Source organism: Modestobacter italicus, from assembly GCF_019799965.1.
GTDB lineage: Bacteria > Actinomycetota > Actinomycetes > Mycobacteriales > Geodermatophilaceae > Modestobacter > Modestobacter italicus_A.
Genome location: NZ_JABGCJ010000008.1, coordinates 1 through 18,099 on the forward strand (window position 1 = coordinate 1; position 18,099 = coordinate 18,099).

At 74.6% G+C, this 18,099-nt stretch carries 11 protein-coding genes; 5 read left to right on the top strand and 6 right to left on the bottom strand.

Going from position 1 to position 18,099, the window contains the following annotated elements; all coding sequences use genetic code 11:
* Positions 1-316: 316 nt before the first annotated feature.
* A complete protein-coding gene (locus HLA93_RS17930) occupies positions 317-1,519 on the bottom strand; it encodes an alpha/beta hydrolase family protein (RefSeq protein ID WP_222195804.1) in 1,203 nt (400 codons plus the stop codon).
* Positions 1,520-1,635: 116 nt separating this feature from the next.
* Positions 1,636-2,385: a hypothetical protein gene (locus tag HLA93_RS17935; protein WP_308128224.1), complete on the bottom strand. Its 750-nt coding sequence runs from the start codon at positions 2,383-2,385 to the stop codon at positions 1,636-1,638.
* A 250-nt stretch (positions 2,386-2,635) separates the two neighbouring features.
* Between HLA93_RS17935 and lysS the strand changes: the two genes are divergently transcribed.
* Together lysS and HLA93_RS17945 are read left to right on the top strand one after the other, a co-directional pair.
* Positions 2,636-6,070, top strand: a complete 3,435-nt coding sequence (gene lysS, locus HLA93_RS17940) for a lysine--tRNA ligase (RefSeq protein WP_222195806.1) — start codon at positions 2,636-2,638, stop codon at positions 6,068-6,070.
* A gap of 34 nt (positions 6,071-6,104) precedes the next feature.
* Positions 6,105-7,523 (top strand): amino acid permease, encoded by a 1,419-nt coding sequence (locus HLA93_RS17945; RefSeq protein WP_222195807.1) that lies wholly within the window; start codon positions 6,105-6,107, stop codon positions 7,521-7,523.
* Positions 7,524-7,528: 5 nt separating this feature from the next.
* On the opposite strand, the gene HLA93_RS17950 is transcribed toward HLA93_RS17945, so the two are convergent.
* Positions 7,529-8,434 carry a DMT family transporter gene (locus tag HLA93_RS17950; RefSeq protein WP_222195808.1) on the bottom strand — a complete coding sequence of 302 codons (906 nt, stop codon included), beginning with the start codon at positions 8,432-8,434 and terminating at the stop codon, positions 7,529-7,531.
* Positions 8,431-9,636 carry a cation:proton antiporter gene (locus HLA93_RS17955; protein WP_222195809.1) on the bottom strand — a complete coding sequence of 402 codons (1,206 nt, stop codon included), beginning with the start codon at positions 9,634-9,636 and terminating at the stop codon, positions 8,431-8,433. The genes HLA93_RS17950 and HLA93_RS17955 overlap by 4 nt, the downstream gene beginning before the upstream one ends.
* A 344-nt stretch (positions 9,637-9,980) precedes the next feature.
* On the opposite strand from HLA93_RS17955, the gene HLA93_RS17960 reads away from it, so the two are divergent.
* From HLA93_RS17960 to HLA93_RS17970, 3 genes are all read left to right on the top strand, one after another.
* Positions 9,981-10,376 (top strand): STAS domain-containing protein, encoded by a 396-nt coding sequence (locus HLA93_RS17960; protein ID WP_222195810.1) that lies wholly within the window; start codon positions 9,981-9,983, stop codon positions 10,374-10,376.
* Positions 10,373-10,987 (top strand): hypothetical protein, encoded by a 615-nt coding sequence (locus tag HLA93_RS17965; RefSeq protein ID WP_222195811.1) that lies wholly within the window; start codon positions 10,373-10,375, stop codon positions 10,985-10,987. Before HLA93_RS17960 ends, HLA93_RS17965 begins: the two co-directional genes overlap by 4 nt.
* A 420-nt stretch (positions 10,988-11,407) precedes the next feature.
* Positions 11,408-14,059, top strand: coding sequence for a helix-turn-helix transcriptional regulator (locus HLA93_RS17970; RefSeq protein WP_222195812.1), 2,652 nt, complete (start codon positions 11,408-11,410; stop codon positions 14,057-14,059).
* Between the two features lie 19 nt (positions 14,060-14,078).
* On the opposite strand, the gene HLA93_RS17975 is transcribed toward HLA93_RS17970, so the two are convergent.
* Positions 14,079-15,920, bottom strand: coding sequence for a LamG domain-containing protein (locus HLA93_RS17975; protein WP_222195813.1), 1,842 nt, complete (start codon positions 15,918-15,920; stop codon positions 14,079-14,081).
* 55 nt (positions 15,921-15,975) lie between these two features.
* Entirely contained in the window at positions 15,976-18,006 is a 2,031-nt protein-coding gene (locus tag HLA93_RS17980; RefSeq protein ID WP_222195814.1) for a LamG domain-containing protein, read from the bottom strand.
* Between the last annotated feature and the right edge of the window lie 93 nt (positions 18,007-18,099).

An 18,099-nucleotide genomic window follows, 5' to 3' on the forward strand; every position in this document is an offset into this window, starting at 1 on the left:
GGCGAAGCGCGCGGCGACTACGACCACGTCGTCGCGACCCTCAACCACCTCGACCCGCACGGCCACTGACGCCCTCGAGCCCGTGCGAGGCGCGGCATCGCCGCTCCGGGACATGACCTCCGCCTGATGCAGGCACCGGTCGAGCTGCCCGACCCCGCCGAGCAGGAGGTTCTGCGCCGACTGGCCCGCGACGACGACCGCACGGTCGCCCTCGTCGCATCGGGGTCCTCGACGAAGGCCCCGGGAGGACGACGGATGAGCGTGGACCACGGGCCCCGCCACCGGTCGGGCGCCGGGCCCGCCGCCGTCGGGTCGCTCAGGCGGGGACGCAGTCGTCGAGCCAGTCGAAGACCCGCTCGTTGCGCAGCCCCACCGCCGCCGGCTCGCAGTGCGAGTCGGCCCCCTCGTCGGCGGTGAAGGGCAGCAGCGTCACCGGGCAGTTGAGGGCGGCGGCCATCCGGGCGGACTGACCGGGCCAGAACTGCTCGTGCTCCGGATCGGTGACCAGCATCGGGCAGGTGATCGCGGCCAGCTGCTCGTCGGTCAGCGCGTACTCGCGGGCGGCGGTGAAGAAGTCGAACGGTGACGTGACGCCGTAGGGCCGCATCCGCCACTCCATCATCGTGCGGGTCGCGGGGGACAGCTTCAGCGCCCACGCCATGTCCCGGTCGAACTGCTCCCGCTTCCCGGCGTCCAGCAGGTCCACGAGGAAGTGCGGGAGCTGCTGGAGCATCGTCGTGGAGACGTCGACCACCCCGGGGTCGGCGACCGCGGCCGCGATGCGGTGTTCGTGGGCGGCCGCCCGGGGGACCCAGTAGCCGCCCTGGCTGATGCCCATGACCGCGATCCGTTCCGGGTCGACGGCCGGCAGCGTCACCAGGTGGTCGATGACCGGGGTGAGCACGGCCTCCCAGTCCGGGCGGAAGGGCAGGCCCTGCCGCATCAGCGCGGCGTTCTGCCCGGGGCCGTCGTAGGTCACGGCGGTCCAGCCGCGGGCGAGGGCCTCGGCGATGCACCGTGACCAGGCGCCGGTGACGGAGCCGTCGCTGCCGTTGGTGTGGACCAGCGTCCGCCGGGCGTCGTCGGCCGACGCTCCGCGGAACAGGTAGCCGGGCAGGGTGGTCCCCTCGTAGGGGACGGCGATGCGCTCCACCGCGACGTCGCCGACGGCCGCGGTCAGGTCGACGAACCGGTCCCAGGCGTGCCGATGGGACTCCCACAGGTCCGTGGCGTCGCCGGGGCCGTCGGCCTTGTCGGCCGCCTCGGACCAGTAGCTCGACGCGCGCAGCCAGCGGGCTGCAGCGGTCCGGACGTGCCCGGCTCGTTCGGCCGCGCGCGCCTCCCCGGCGACCCGCTCGGCGGTCGCCGTCCACTGCTGGACCCAGGCGCGCGCGGAGCGGTTCGGGATCCGGTCGACGGTCGTCAGGACCTCGCCGACGTCGGCCGCGCGCGACCAGGTGCTGCCGAGGACGCCCTCCACGGCGAACTGGAAGTCGTCGTCCTTGAAGAAGGCGTGCACGGGGTTCTCCGTTCCGCTGGGGTGGTGCCCGGTCGGTGCACTGTCCCGGCGCCCGCTCCAAGACCTCTCCAACCGCACCACGCCGGCGTGCCCGATCGGGTGGCGGCGGCGCCGCGTCAGCGCGTGACGGCGTCCGGGGCGCGGGGCGCGGCGGAGGGCGGGACGACGGCGAACAGGTCGACGAGGGCGTCCCAGCGGTTCCGGCGCCCGGCCGGGAACCGGCTCCTGCTGCGGGCCGCCCGGCGGCCGCCGGGCGGGTACCAGCGGCGGGCCCACGGCGACGTCGGCCGCGCCAGGCGCACGGATGCGACGGCGGCGACGAGGGGGACGAACACGCCCAGGACGCCGAGCACGACCCGCCCCTTCAGTATCGAGACGACCGCGAAGCAGAGGTTGAGCAGGACGGTGAGGGCCAGGACGCCCTCACCTCGAGCCCGGTCGGCGTCGAACGGGTTGGCGCCGATGAGCAGCATGCCGCCGACGACCGTCGCGAGCAGGACCGCGTCCACCGAGCTGCGGCCCTCCCGCGCCCAGTACACGTCCTCCAGGTGCACCCAGAGCGCGAACTCGTCGAGCGTGAGGGCCGCACCGGCGCCGAAGAGGACGGCGAGCAGGCCGGCCCACGCACCGTCCGGCCGGTAGGCGAACTCGACGGTGCCCGTGCCCAGCAGCAGGAAGATGCCGTACACCTCGTGGTGCACGTGGACCCCGCCGACGCTGGCGTCCCGGAACGGGCCCCGGCCGGTGCGGATCGTGTGCGTGACGAACCGGGTGACCAGGAAGGTCACGAGGAACCCCAGCACCAGCCAGGCGACGAGCTCCCGCCGGCCGGTCAGCGCCGGCAGCAGTTCCGGTCCCCAGTCCACGTCCACCTCCCCGCGTCCACCTCACCGCGTCCACCGCCTGCGTCACCGCTGCGGACGTCCCGGTCGGGGCGAGCCCGGCTCAGCGTGCGGGCAACTGCTCCAAGCGTGCGCCAACGGCAGCCGCCGTGGCCGCCCGGGCGACGGGCCCGCGGCTGGCGGGAGGGCTTGGAGCCGGGTTGGAGGCGCTGCCCCGACAGTCCTGCCACGGAGACGCCGGGGACGACGCCGGCCAGGTCGGAGGGAGGACCGGGTGGACAGCTCCATCGCGGGCGGGTCGGCGGACGGCGGTCGGGTGCCCGGTGCGCCGGCCACAGACCGGGGGGCCGGCCAGCGGGCGCGGCGGCTGGCGAAGCTGGAGGCGCTGCGGGCCCGTGGCGTGGGTGCCTACCCCCACCGGTTCCCCACGGACACGGCGGTCACCGACCTGCGCGCCGGGCACGCCGCGCTGGCTCCCGACGAGTGGACGACGCACCGGGTGCGCCTGGCCGGGCGCATCGAGCTGATCCGCCGTCAGGGACACCTGACCTTCGCCTCGCTGCGTGACCGCACCGGCGCGGTCCAGCTCTTCGTGGACAGCTCCGTGCTCGGCGCGGACCGGCACGCCGAGTTCGACGACGTCGACCGCGGCGACTGGCTCGGGGTCGAGGGCACGGTGATGCGGACGCGCCGCGGTGAGCTCTCGGTGTGCGTCGAGGACTTCGCCGTCCTGGGCAAGGCGCTCCTCGAGCCGCCGGACAAGCACCACGGCCTGACCGACGTCGAGACCCGGCTGCGGCAGCGCTACGCCGACCTGGAGGTCAACGAGCGGACCCGGGAGGTGTTCCGGATCCGGCACGCGGCCGTGCGCGCGATCCGGCACCACCTGGAGGACCGCGGGTTCACCGAGGTCGAGGGCCCGGTGCTGCAGACCATCCAGGGCGGGGCGAGCGCCCGCCCCTTCGTCACCCACCACAACGCGCTCGGCCTCGACCTCTACCTGCGGATCGCCCTGGAGCTCCACCTCAAGCGGCTGATCGTCGGTGGCATGGAGCGGGTCTTCGAGATCGGCCGGGTGTTCCGGAACGAGGGCGTCGACACCCGGCACAACCCGGAGTTCACGATGCTCGAGGCCTACCAGGCCTTCGCCGACCACGGCGACATGATGGACCTGGTCGAGGGCATGGTGACCGCGGCCGCCCGGGCGTCGCTGGGCGAGGACCTCACCGTCCACCACGGCGGGCAGGCCATCGACCTGGGCGCGACGCCGTGGCCGCGCCGGCGCTTCGCGGACATGATCGCCGAGGCGACCGGCGACACGATGCACCCGGCCATGCCGATCGCGGAGGCCCGGGCGGTGCTCGACCGGCTCGGCATCCCGTACGAGGCCGGCTGGGGCGCGGGGCGGCTGATGAAGGAGGTCTACGACGAGCGGGTGCAGCACACCATCGTCGGCCCGGTCTTCTGCACCGACTACCCGCGCGAGGTCTCGCCGCTCGCGCGGACGCACCGGGACGACCCCGCCTACGTCGAGCGCTTCGAGCTGATCGTCGCCGGCTTCGAACTGTGCAACGCCTACTCGGAGCAGAACGACCCGGTCGAGCAGCTGGCCGCCTTCGAGGCCGAGGCCCGGGCGAAGGCGCACGGCGACCCGGAGGCCGGCGACGTCGACCTGGACTACGTGCGGGCCCTCGAGCGCGGCATGCCCTGCACCGGCGGCCTGGGCATCGGCATCGACCGGCTGGTGATGCTGCTGGCCAGCGTGGACTCCATCCGCGAGGTGATCCTCTTCCCGACCCTGCGGCCCGAGTCCGGTCCACCGCCGGGCGGGGGAGCGCCCGGCGCGCCGCCGCCCCCCGCGGCCGGCGCCGGGCCGGAGGACGACGGCGCGCCGCCGGCCTCGGTGACGGCCCTGCCGCAGCTGGCCCCGTCGGCGGGCCCGGTCCCCACCGCGCCTGCGCGGGCGGGTGCCCACTGCCTCGCCGTCCGCCTGCTCGCCGGCCTCACCGCGCTGTGCGGCGTGCTGCAGCTGCTCGTCCACCTCCCCGTGCTGCACGACCGGCTCGGCGGTGGAGCTCCCGCGCTGGACCCGCTCTGGGTGCCCGTCGCCGGGACGGTCGGCTCGGTCGTCGCCGGCGCGCTGCTGCTCGTGGTCGCCGACCAGCTGGCGAGGCGGCGCCACCGCGCCTGGCAGGTGGCGGTCGCGCTGTTCGCACTCGCCGCCGTCGCCCACGTGCTCAAGGGCCCACACCCGGTCGCGGTGGCGATGTGCGTCGGGATGCTCGTGGCGCTGCTCCGCCACCGGTCTGCCTTCCGCGCACCCGGCGACCCGCCCTCGCTGCTGCGGGTCGCCCGCTTCGTGCCGGTCCACCTCGGCGCCGTGCTGCTGTTCGGTCTGACCACGTTGTGGGTCGAACGGGATCGCCTGGAGCCGGCGCTGACCCCCGGCGGTGCGCTGCAGACGGTGCTGGGCGGGCTGGTGGGCATCGACGGCCCGTACACCTACCGGTCCGCCCTCCTCGCCGAGTTCCTGCCCGCGGCCCTGCTCGCGCTGGGGGCCACCGGGTCCGTGCTGCTCGCCGTCCTGCTGTTGCGGCCGGTGGTCGCGAGCCGGCCGCACACCGAGGAGGACTGGGAACGGGCCGGCCGCCTGGTGCGCACCTACGGCTGGGACACCCTCGCGTACTTCTCGCTGCGCGACGACAAGAGCTTCTTCTTCGCCCGGGACGGCGAGGCGTTCCTCGCCTACACCTACCTCGGTGGCCACGCGCTGGTCTCCGGTGACCCGGTGGGCAGCCGGGAGTCGGTGGTCCGGGTCCTCGACGAGTTCCTCGCCATGTGCGACGAGCGGGGGTGGACGCCGGCCCTGCTGGCGGCCCGCGAGGCGAGCATGCCGCTGTACGCATCCCGCGGGTTCACGTCGGTGTACCTGGGTGACGAGGCGATCATCGACTGCCGCCGGTTCACCTTGGAGGGGGCGGCGCACAAGGGCCTGCGGGCCGCCGTCCGGCGGGTGGGCCGCACCCACTCGTTCCGGTTGGTCGCCGAGTCCGACGCGCCGCCCGCGCTGGTCGAGCAGCTCAACGCGATCAGCGCCCGGTGGCGGGGCAAGCACCCCGAGCGCGGCTTCACCATGTCGCTGTCCCAGGAGGTGCGGGGGGACGGGGCGAATCCCGAGTTCCTGCTCTGCGTCGCCGTCGGCCCCGACGGGGTCCCGGGCGGGTTCCTCCGGCTGGTGCCCGCCTACGGTCCCTCGTTCGGCTACACGCTGGACCTGATGCGCCACGACCCCGACTCCCCGAACGGGATGACGGAGTTCCTCATCGCCTCCACGGCCGTCGCGCTGCGCGGTCGCGGGGTGGCCCGGCTGTCGATGAACTTCGCGATGTGGGGCCGGTTGTTCGACGACGACGTGCCGGTGACGCCCGGGCAGCGGGTCGCCCGGTGGGCGGTGGGGGTGCTCAACCCGTTCTTCCAGATCAGGTCGCTGCGGGAGTTCAACGCCCGGTTCGACCCGGAGTGGCTGCCACGGGTGCTGGTGGTGCGCTCGGTCGCCGACCTGCCGCGGGTGGGGCTGCGCTACGCCGGTGCGGAGGGCTTCCTCTCCGTCCCCGGGCTGGGTGAGCTGCTCGTGCCGCGGGCGGTCGGTGGCGTGGCCTCGCCGTCGGAGCCCGTGCTGTCGGCACCGGTGGAGCGGACGGCGGCGTGACCGGCCGGTGCGCCCCGCGGGACGCGGGCACCGAGTGAGCGGGCCGGCGCGCACCGCCCGGCTGGGCGTGCTGGCGCTCGCGATGATCAACGTGGCGTCGATCGTCAGCGCCCGGAACCTCCCGGTGATGGCCGAGTACGGCTGGTCGATGCTCGCGCTCTTCGCGCTGTCCATCGCGGTGTTCCTGGTGCCGATCTCGATGGCCGCCGCCGAGCTGGGCACCGCCTTCCCACGCGAGGGCGGGGTGTACGCCTGGGTCAAGGAGGCCTTCGGCGGGCGCACCGGCTTCCTCGCGGTCTGGTGCGACTACGCCGAGAACGTCGCCTGGTTCCCCACCGTGCTGTCGTTCATCGCGGCGTCCCTGGCGTACGCGATCGACCCGTCGCTGGCCACGGACAAGACCTGGCTGGTCGTGGTCATGCTGGTGTTCTTCTGGGGGACGACAGCGGCCGCGCTGGCCGGCGTGCGTGCGTCGGCCCTCATCGGTGGGGTCGGCACGGTCGCCGGGTCGATCCTCCCGGCCCTGCTCGTGGTGGGCCTCGGGGCGGCGTTCCTGATGCGCGGAGAGACGTCCCAGATCCCCTTCTCGGCCGGCGCGCTCGTGCCGGACGTGCACCTGGACGACCTCGCCTTCCTCGGCGGGGTCATCCTCCTGTTCACCGGCATGGAGATGGCCGGGTTCCACGCGCGGGACACCCGGGACCCCGGCCGCACCGTGCCGCGGGCCATCGCCGTGGCAGTGGCGGTCACCGTGTCGTTCTCCGTCCTCGGCTCGCTGTTCATGGCCTTCGTGCTGCCCAGGGACGAGATCAGCCTGGTCTCCGGGACGATGGAGCTGTTCGCCAGCGTGCTGCACACCTTCTCCGCGGACTGGCTGCTCGCCCCTCTGGCGCTGGTGGTCGCCATCGGGGGGATCGCGCACCTGACGCCGTGGATCCTCGGTCCGGCCACCGGGGTGGCGGTGGTGGCGCGGGAGGGGCTGGCGCCCGCGCGGTTGGGCCGGACCAACCGCAACCACGTCCCGGTCGTGCTGCTGGTCGCCCAGGGCGTCGCCGGCTCGGTCTTCGCGCTGCTGTTCGTGGTGGTGCCCAGCGTGAGCACCTCCTACTGGATGCTGTCGGCGGTGACGGCGCAGGTCATCGTCACGATGTACGCGCTGGTGTTCGCCTCGGTCATCCGGCTGCGCTACACCCGGCCCGAGGTGCTCCGGCCCTACCGCATCCCCGGCGGGCTGCCCGGGGTCTGGCTGGTCGGCGGCGTGGGGCTGCTCGGCTGTCTGGCCTCGTTCCTGCTCGGGTTCGTCCCGCCCAGCCAGCTCGCCACCGGCAACACCGCCGTGTACGTGCTGCTGCTCGCCACGGCGGGAATGGTGCTCTGCCTGCCGCCGTTCGTGGTCGCCTTCCTGGCCCGCCGCCGGGACCGGGCGGCCCTGGCGGGGGTCCCGGCGGGCTGAGCGGGTCAGCCCACGGCGGCCGGTGCGGCCGGGACGACCGAGGCCCGGGACAGCGCGACGGTGGCGGCGACCATGGCGGTCACCAGCACCGCGATGAGCAGCCACTCCGCCCCGCCCGCCCGCAGCCGCTCCTCGAGCACGATGACGCCGAGCACGGCGGCCACGACCGGTTCGCCCACGGTCGCCGCCGGCAGCGACGCCTCCAGCGGGCCGGCCTGGTACGCCGACTGCTGGACGACGGTGCCGCCGAGGAGCGCCGCGGCGAGCAGGTAGGTGCCCCACGAGGAGAGGACGGCGCCCGGGCCGTCGCCGAGTGAGTCCACGACACCCTTGGTGAGGGCCGCGGCGAGCCCGTAGAGCAGGCCGGTGACCAGCGCCAGCAGGACCGCGCGTGCGCGGCCGCGGCGGAGCGCGGCGGCCATCAGGCACGCCGCGCAACTGGCCCCCAGCACCCCCCAGGCCGGGAGCCACTGCCGCCAGCCGACGGAGTCCACGCCCGGCGTGGGGTCACCGCTCACCACGAAGACGGCGAGCGCCACGGAGAGCACCGCCGCCCACGTCCACTCCGCCCGGCGCAGCCGCCGGCGCGCCCAGCGGGCACCCAGCGGGAGGGCGAAGAGCACGGTGGTCACGAGCAGCGGCTGGACCAGCAGCAGCGACCCGAGACCGAGCGCGGCGGCCTGCGCCATGAACCCGCCGGCGTCGGCGAGCGCGCCGGTCCACCACAGCCGCGAGCGCAGCAGCGACCGGACCAGCCGGAGCCCGCTCGCGTGCTCCTCCGGCACCGCCGCCGCCGACCGTTGCTGGGCCGCGGCCGCGAGCGCGAACAGCGCGGCCGCCAGCAGGGCGAGCACCGCCGCGAGCCAGCCGAGGCCCTCGGGCCCTCCGGCGGAGGTCGCCGGCAGGCTCATCGCGCCGGGCCCACCGGGTCACCGGGGGACGGCGCGGCCGCCGGCTGGACCGGTCGGCGGCCCAGCGCGACGACCACGGCGGGGAACACGAGGACGGTGACCATGCCCGCGCCCACGAGGGCCGCGGCGTCATCGGGTGCCATCGTTCGGCTGCGCACGGCGATCTCGGTGAGCGCGACCAGCACCGGCAGCGCCGTCGCGCTGACCAGGGCGGCCTGGCAGCGTTCGCGCGGGGCGAGCACCCGGCGGTGGACCAGCAACACCGGGCCACCCCGCACCGCGAGCATCAGCACCAGGAAGAGCGCCAGCAGCAGCGGCGCGGCGGCGATCGCGGGCAGGTCCAGGCTCATCCCCGAGTAGACGAAGAACAGCGGGACGAAGAACCCGTACCCCACGGCGTCGAGCTTGGACTCCAGCTCCGGTGCGGCAGTGCCCACCCACCGCCGCAGCACGATCCCGGCCAGGAAGGCCCCCAGCACGGCGTCCAGGTGGAACCGGTCGGTGATCGCGACCAGTGTGAGCAGCAGCAGGACCGTGCCGCGCAGGGTGATCTGGACGGTCTCGTGCTGGCCCGCGCGGACGACGTCGGCCAGCCGGCTGCCCTCCCGGACCCCGTGGCGCAGCAGGCCGAGCAACACCGCCAGCGTGGCCACACCGGACAGGGAGACCAGCGCGGCGCCCCGGCCCTGGCTGCCCAGGAAGACGGCGATGACGAGCACCGGCAACAGCTCACCGACCCCACCCGCGGCGAGCAGGTACGGCCCCAGCCGGCCACGGAGCAGGCCCTCCTCCCGGAGCACCGGCAGCAGCGTGCCCAGGGCTGTGGTGGTCAGCCCCAGCGCGACCGGGAGGAACGCCTGGACCACCCCCGCCGCGGCGAGCGCACCCACCACGGCGGCGGCCAGGCCGAAGGAGATCGCCCAGGAGAGCAGGGCCCGCCGTCCGGCGTCCTGCCGGAACAGCCGCAGGTCGGTCTCGTAACCGGCCAGCAGGAAGACGAACCCGAGCCCGACGTCGGCGAGCACCCGCACGTCCGCCGGCGCCCCGAGCCCCAGCACGTGCGGCCCGATGACGATGCCGCCGACCAGCAGCAGCACCACCTGAGGCACCGGCAGCCGCGGGAGGAGGCCGACGAGCAGGGCCGCGAGCAGCGCCACCGCGGCCACGGCGGCCAGGGTGTCGATCGACACGACGTCCTCCACCGGCGCTCCCGTCGGCTCCCGCGGCCGGCGCCGCTGCGTGCTGTGGATCGTGGCCGGAGTGCCTCCAACCCCGCTCCAAGAGCGAGGTCGGCCAACGGTGCCGCATCCAGTGCGCCGGACTTGGACTCCCGTTGGAGCAGGGGAGGAGAGCGTCTGCGCGACCTGTTCGGCGGACCTGGAGCAGCTCGATGAGCACTGTGGAGCCACCTGGGCATGGCGCGCGCCGTGCCCAGCGGAGTCGGCGCGCGCGTCGGCCGGCCTGGACCCATGGCTCGACCTCTGTTGCGCCTGACCACTCGCTGGCCCGACCCCGGGGGACACGCCGCCGGACCGAGGAGAGATCCATGACGACCGCCACGGCCGGTACCCGGCCCTCCTCCACCGGCGCCGAGGTCGTCCTCGCCCTGGACGAGGCCCTGCTCGCCGACGGGCCGGCCGACGCCCGCTGGCTGCTGCACCGCGCGCTGCTCGGCGGGGCGCGCACCATCGTGGTCGACCTGCGGTGCGTCCGGTCGCTCCCCGGGCCGGCGCTCGCCGCCCTGCTGTGCGCACACCGCAGCTGCCGCGCCCGGGGTGGGGGCCTGGTCCTGCGCGACCCGGACCGGACGACCCGGGACACCCTGCGGCGCACGGGGCTGTGGCGCGTGCTGGAGGTGCAGGACGCCCGGGGAGGTGTGGCGGTCGCCAGCCGGACCCCGGAGCCGGGGTGGAGCGGCCGCGGGGACGGTGACCGGCCATGAACCCGTCCTCCTTCGTCCTCGGCCTCCTGCCGTGGATCGTCTTCACCGTCGTGGCCGACCGGCTCGCCGCCGACGCCGTGGCCTGGAGTGCCGTGCTCGCCGTGGCGATGACCGGCGCCGCGCTGGTCCGCGGCGTCCGGCAGCACGGTCCGACGGCCCTGGACGCGGTCTCCCTCGTCCTCTTCGCCGGCATCGCCGTCGCCGGCTTCGCCGGTGGTGCGGACGTCGACGACTGGCTGGTCACCTGGGGTCGGCCGCTGGTGGGGGTCGTGCTCGGCCTGTACGTCCTGGCCACGGCCGCCTTCCGCCCCTTCACCGAGGAGTACGCCCGCCTGTCCACCCCGCGCGAGGTGTGGGGATCGCCCACCTTCCGGTCGATCAACCGGGTCATCAGCACGGCGTGGGGCGCCGGTCTGGTCCTCATCGGGGCGGCCGGGCTCCTGGTCACGGTGCTGGGCGAGCACGCCACCAGCCGCGACTCGGCGCACCTGCTCGAGCTGGCACTGAACTGGGTCGTGCCCATCGCCGTGGTCTGGGCGCTGGTCCGGTTCACCGGCGCCTTTCCCGACCGGGTCACCTCGCGCGCCCAGCAGGACCCTCACGCGGCCTGAGCGGCTCAGGGACCGGCAGCCCGGCGGCTGGTCCCCCCGGCCGGCCGGACCGTGTCCAGCGGAGGGCCCAGTCCCACGGCGATGGGTGAGGGGCGGTCGCCTGGAGCGGCGTTGGAGGCACGGCCGCGAGGGTGACCGCACCGACCGCGCCGCCGCCGCGGCGCAGTCAGGACGACCCAGGGGGAGCCCGTGACGAGCGCGCCGGAGACCAGTGGTGGACGTGGGGGAGCAGGACGACAGCGGAGCCAGGCCTCCCCGTTCGGATCCGTGGGGCAGCACCACGTCGTGGTGCGGACAGCTGCAGACCCGCTGGCCCGTCCAGCACGGTCGGAGGAGGGACCCGCCGCGTCCTCGCGGGGCCGAGGCGAGCCTGCGCTCCTGTCGGCAGCCGTGCGGTCGGCCGGTGCCGGACGACCGACCGTGCTGGTCGCCGAGGGCGGACCCGGGGTCGGCAAGACGAGCCTCCTCGACGACCTGGTCCAGCGCGCCCGCTCCTTCCGCCTGCTCGCCGCGGACGGGCTGGAGGAGGAGGACGTCCCCTTCGGGGTGCTGGCGCAGTGGGGCGTCGACGTCCGTCCGGTCCGGAGCGGCCGGCCTCTGTCGCGACTCGAAGCGGCCCGGTGCCTGCGGGACCTGGTCGACGCGGCCGCTGCGGACGGGCCGGTGCTCCTGCGCCTGGACGACCTGCACTGGGCTGACGCCCCCTCGATCGAGACGCTGACCTGGCTGCTGCGGCGCGTCCGTGACGCCCGGCTGCTGGTGGCCCTCGGGACCCGACCGCTGTCCCCAGGGCGGCACAGCGGGCTCCGACGCTGGCTGGGGGTCCCCGGGCACGCCACCCGGATCGAGCTCACCGGTCTCGACGAGGCGGCGGCACTGGCCCTCGTCCGTGCGCGCTGGCCGCGGGCGTCCGAGTCGTTGGCGCGCCGCCTGTGGCAGCACACCGGCGGCAACCCGCTGCACCTGACGGAGCTGCTCGACGAACAGGACCCGGAGAGCCTCTCGGACGTGCGGGTGCTGCCCGCGCCCGTGGAGTTCGCCAGCCGGCTGCGCGGGCGCCTCGAACGCCTCCCCGGCCCCGCGGTCGCCCTGGTCGAGGCGGCAGCGGTGCTGGGGCCCGGGTGGACGTCCCTGTACGGCGCGGCCGCCGTCGCGCAGGTGCAGCACGCGGTGGACGCGGCGGAGAGCCTGGTCGCCGAGGGGCTCCTCGAGCTGCGGGCGCACGCCGCGGAGCCGACCGTCCGGGTGGCGCACCCGCTCGTCCACGCGGCGACCTACCGGTGCATCCCTCCGCTCCGGCGCCAGGTGCTGCACGCCCGCGCCGCGGGGACGGTGACCTCCTACGCCGCGGCCCTTGAGCACCGCGTCGCGGCCGCGGAGCGCTATGACGACGTGCTCGCCGCCGACCTGGAGTCGTACGCGTGCCACGTGCACCGGCAGGCCTCGTACCGCCTGGCCGCCCTGGCGCTGTACCGGGCCAGCGCGCTGACCGCCGATCCCGAGGAGCGCCAGCGACGGTGGCTGGACGCGGTCTTCGCCAGCGCCCTGGCCCGTGACCTGACCACCGTCCGCGCCGCCCAGCCCCAGGTCGGCCGCACCTCCGACGCCGGACGGCGGATCCTCGCGCAGGGCGTCCTGGCGCTCCTCACCGGACAGCTGGCCGAGGCCGCCGCCGTCCTGGAGGCGGGTGCTCGCGGGCCGGTCGGGGAGGGCGATCCGCTGACCCGCTACCGCACCGAGGTGCTGCTCGCCTGGTGCCGCACCGGTGCCGGCTGCGGGACCCACCTGGTCCTCGACGGGCTCGAGCGCGCCGACTCCCTCGGCGTCGCCGACCCCGCGGTCGAGGCGTACCGCCTGTTCGCCCGCGGTCAGGCCACTGCCCGCGTGCACGGTCCCGGCGTCCTGCTCCGGGAGCTCGCCGAACTGCCTGAGCACCCCGCCGCGGTACCGGTCAGCGATGCCCCTGCCCTGGCCTGGCGCGGCGTCCTGCGTGCGCACACGGGGTTCCTGGAGGGTGCGGTCCGGGACCTGCGGGACGTCCAGCGCCGAGTCCGGGCGGGACACCCGGAGATCACCGACGGCGGGTTCCAGGGGGTCCTGGGCGTGGTCCACTGGCTGCGCGGGGAGTGGGATCTGGCGCGGGCCTGCTCCGGTCGCGTGCTCGACGTCCGTGCCGTCCCGGACGACGCCGCCGCACCGCTCGTGCTCAGCTGGGTCTCCCTCGCCGCGGCGTCCGCGGGGGACTTCGCCGAGGCGGACCGGCTGCTCGACCGGGCGACGTCGGAGCTGCGGGACACCCCCTGTCAGGAGGCGGTGCAGTGGCTCCTGGTGGCCGGCGTGGTCCGCGCGCACGCGGGCGGGTCCCCGGTGCAGCAGGCGGCGCTGCTGCCACGGATGCGGGCCGGCTGGCCGGGCGTCCCGCTGGCCGAGGGGTTCGTCGGGGCGCCGTGGCTGGTGCACGGCGCGCTCGCCGCGACGTGGGCCGGGGAGCTGTCCGAGGCCGAGCAGTTCCTCGCCCGGGCGTCCGACCCCCGGTCGCAGCCGGCCTGGGTGCCGGGCGCGGTCGCCTGGCTCCGCGGCCTGGTGGCCGAGACCCGCGGCGAGGCCACCCAGGCGCTGGCCCACCTGGCGACCGCCGTCGACCCGACCGTGCCCCAGCTGCCCCTCTACCGCGGTCACGCGTTGGTCGACCACGCGCGGTTGAGCCGGCGTCTCGGGAACGCCCCTGGGGCGCAGGCCTCGCTGCGCGCCGCCGCCGCCGTCTACCGCGACCTCGGGGCCGCGCCGTACGTCGAGCGGGTCGCCGCCCTGCTCGGCGGGCGGCCGGCTGACCGGGTCCGGGGTGCCGGCCACCCGGCCCTGACCGACCGGGAGCGGGACGTGCTGGCGCTGGTGACGGCCGGGATGAGCTACGCGCAGATCTCCCGGGACCTGTTCATCACCCGCCGGACCGTGGGGTTCCACCTGTCGAACATCTACGCCAAGACCGGCGTCGCCTCCCGCCACGAACTGGGTGAACTCGTGCGCGGGGGCAGCTGCGGGACCGGGCACGGGGAACCGGTCGGGCCCTGAGGTCCGGACGGGCTCGCGGTCACTCGACGTAGAGGATCGAGCAGTAGTTCTCCCCGGTGTAGGCGCCGTAGTGCGTCTTGCCGGTGAGCTGGTCGTTCACCAGCGTCAGCTGCCGGGGGCCGATCTGCACCTGCTGCCGCAGCTGCGCGAGCGCGTGGCCGCCGCTGGTGACGGCGTCGTACCAGCCCTGCCCACCCTCCCCGCCCTCCTGGACGAGGAAGGAGTTGGCGCCGGCCACCGGGATGTCGCCGAGCACGGCGAAGGGCGGCGAGGAGTCCGACTGCACGTCGAGCACGTACCCGATGCCCTGGACGGGGTCCGTGTTCTGCAGGAAGAGGACCGCCGAGGACGCCAGGTCGTAGGTGACCGGACCGAAGACCGGGCTCGTGTCGTCCTCCACCGCACGCCTCGGGGGCAGGGTGCCCTGCGGGGCGCAGCCGGGAACGGCGTTGTAGAGGTACGTGATCTGCCAGGTGAGCGTCGCGTCGGTCGTGTTGAAGATCGTCAGCTGATGGGTCCTCCGCTGCGCGATCAGCTCGATGATCGCCAGCGCGGCGGCGGCCACGGCCACGGCGACCCCGATGACCTCGACCACGGCCAGGGCGCCGAAGGCCGCCTCGAGTCCGATGCTGGCGGCGATGTCCTCCGATCCGGCGGCCGCCGCGGTGTCCACCGCGGCGGCCACCGTCTCGTCGCCGCCGGCGCCGGCCAGCGACCCGAGGTAGCGGGTCAGACCCGAGGAGACGGCGCCGGCGATCACCGCCGCCGCACCGGAGACCTCGCTCGCCTGGTCCGCGGCCACGGAGAGCCGCTGCGCGGAGAGCTCCTGCTGACCGACCGGGCCGGTCAGCAGGATGGCGATCGAGCCGGGCACGGTGACGGCGGAGCCGCTCCCGGGTGGCGGCGGACCGACCTGGACACGGACCTCCACGCTGCAGGACCCCAGGGTGGCCCGGCGCACCACGTACCCGGGCCGGGGGAGGGGGCTGGTGAGGATGGTGCAGTCGTGCAGGTCGCCGGCGCCGCCGTCGACGAGGTTGATCGGGGCGTTGCTGGTGGGGTCGAAGGTGGTGGCCAGGATCAGGCCTTGTTGGGTGAGGGCGGCCAGTTGGGTGGTGAGGGTGCCGTCGACGGCGGCGTACTGGAGTTGCTGGATCTCCGGCCCGGTGCGGGCGGTGTGCCACAGGCGCAGGTCGAAGAGCTGGCCGGTGTAGCCGATGGCGTCGCCGAAGCCGGCGCCGATCTGGCAGGGGCTGGTGGCGGGTTGGCCGGTGGGCATGGTGACCGGGGTGGGTTCGGTGGTGGGCTGGCCGTCTTTGTAGAAGGTGATCGTGCCGGCGTCGATGACGGCGGCGATGTGGTGCCAGGTGCCGTCGAGGACGGGGGTGGTGTCGGCGGAGGCGTGGGAGCCGCCGGTGCCGGTGGTGCTCCAGTAGAGGTGGATGCGGCTGTCGGTGTCGATGGACAGGCGGGGGGCGGCGCCGTCACCGGCCTGGCCGAGGTAGATGGTCTGGCCGCTGCCGGCGTCGGGGGTGGCCGAGGAGCTGATCCACACCTCGATGGTGGCCGCGTCGCTGCTGAGGGCGGACACGTCGACCGCCACGTCGGCCCAGCCGTTCGGGTCGGGGAACGACAGACACGACCCCGTCGCCTGCACCGCGTCGGTGAAGGCCGATGCGCCCTGCGCCGTGATCTGGCTCAGCACGTCCTGGCGGGCGAGCTGCCCCTGGTAGTACTGGGCGACCCCGCTGCCGCCGAGCAGTGCTGATCGCATCGCCTGCTGGAAGGGCTCGTCCAGCACGGTCCAGGGGCCCGGTGCGGGGGTGGACGTGCTGGTGTCGCGGGAGACGGTGATGGCCATCGGTGGGCCTCCTGGGTGGGCGACGGGCCGTGTGCCGCTGCGGGAGGACCGCGCCTCAGCGGGCGGTGCCGGTCGGAGCCGCCGTCTTGATGTAGAGGAGGGTGTTGTAGTTGTAGCCCTGGAACCCCGCGTAGGTCGTCTGGCCCTTCAGGGCGTCGGCCACCAGGTGGAAGTCGATCTGCTCCCCGCCGATCGAGACGGTGTACTGCTGGTCGAGCTGGTCGGACGGGGTGCCGGCGAGTGTGGCGTTGAAGTACGCCTGGTCGCCGGCACCGGCGCTCAGACCCAGGCTGTTGGCGCCCACCAACGGCGCGGACAGCAGCAGGCACTGGGGGACGTCGGTGCTCCCGGCCTGCCGGACGAGGATGCACTGGTCGATCGGCTGGTCGGCCAGGGGCCCGTCGCCCTTGCCGTTGGCGAACAGCAGGTTCACCGCAGCCACCGTCTCCTGCGTGATGGGGCCGAAGATGGGGCTCACGTCTCCGTTGACGGTGCTCTTCTTCGGGAAGGGGCGCCAGTCGCCGTTCTGGCCACCGTCGCTGTTGACCCAGTAGGAGCCGTCGTTGAGGTAGCCCAGGGACCACTCCAGGTCGAGGTCCGTCTCGTTCCACATGGACACCGACATGGTCGTCGGGTGGAAGAGCGCGAAGATCCCGTCGACGAGGGCAGAGAGGACGGCGAGGACCGCCGTCACCCTGCCGAAGATCTCCACGGCCTTGATGACACCTTCCACCTCCACGACGTCGGCCACCGCCTGCTCGTAGCCCTCGTCGGACATCAGCTCCTTGGTGTAGAGGTCCTTGGCGTCCGAGGCGGTGGACTTCAGGCCGTCCAGCTTGGCGGTCAGCCCCTTCACCACGGCCTTCTCCACCAGGAACGCGAGGGTCGTCCCGATCCCGCTCCAGGTGGTCGCCTTCTCGATCTTCTGGACGACGAGCGCCGAGTCCCCCCGGGTGCTCGAGATGATCTGCGCGGTGGCACCGCCGCCGGTCGGGACCGGGTCGCCGGGGTCACCGCCCACCTGGGGGGTGAGCGCCGCCCGGCACTGGATCTGGTGGACGATGCCTGCCGAGTCCGTCCACTCGGCCACCTTGACCGGCCGCCCGCTGGTGTCGGTCGCGTCCCCCCACCCGTCCTCACCGCTGGTCTGCAGGCTGGTGAAGAAGCCGTTCGCCAGCATCTGGTCCTGGACCAGGCCCGCCCACGCGGTCGAGTCGCCGGCGGCGGCCTGCATGCGGGTGGTGGTGGCGTCGGTCATGACGTTCCAGCTCCCGTACACGTCGGACGCGAAGGAGCCGAAGGTGATCGTCGGCCGGTCCTGGGGGAGGGGGCTGGTGAGGATGGTGCAGTCGTGCAGGTCGCCGGCGCCGCCGTCGACGAGGTTGATCGGGGCGTTGCTGGTGGGGTCGAAGGTGGTGGCCAGGATCAGGCCTTGTTGGGTGAGGGCGGCCAGTTGGGTGGTGAGGGTGCCGTCGACGGCGGCGTACTGGAGTTGCTGGATCTCCGGCCCGGTGCGGGCGGTGTGCCACAGGCGCAGGTCGAAGAGCTGGCCGGTGTAGCCGATGGCGTCGCCGAAGCCGGCGCCGATCTGGCAGGGGCTGGTGGCGGGTTGGCCGGTGGGCATGGTGACCGGGGTGGGTTCGGTGGTGGGCTGGCCGTCTTTGTAGAAGGTGATCGTGCCGGCGTCGATGACGGCGGCGATGTGGTGCCAGGTGCCGTCGAGGACGGGGGTGGTGTCGGCGGAGGCGTGGGAGCCGCCGGTGCCGGTGGTGCTCCAGTAGAGGTGGATGCGGCTGTCGGTGTCGATGGACAGGCGGGGGGCGGCGCCGTCACCGGCCTGGCCGAGGTAGATGGTCTGGCCGCTGCCGGCGTCGGGGGTGGCCGAGGAGCTGATCCACACCTCGATGGTGGCCGCGTCGCTGCTGAGGGCGGACACGTCGACCGCCACGTCGGCCCAGCCGTTCGGGTCGGGGAACGACAGACACGACCCCGTGGCCGATGCATCGGCCACGCGCTCGGATGAGGCAGGGATCAGGTCGCCGAACGGGAGGCCCGTCAGCACGGCGCGCTGGTTCGTCTCGGTCATGTCCGTCTCCTCGTGGGGTGGGAAGGGGCTGCGTGCCGGGCACGGCAGGTCGCCGGGTCAGGCAGGTCCGTGCGGCGCGTGAACCGCCCGGAC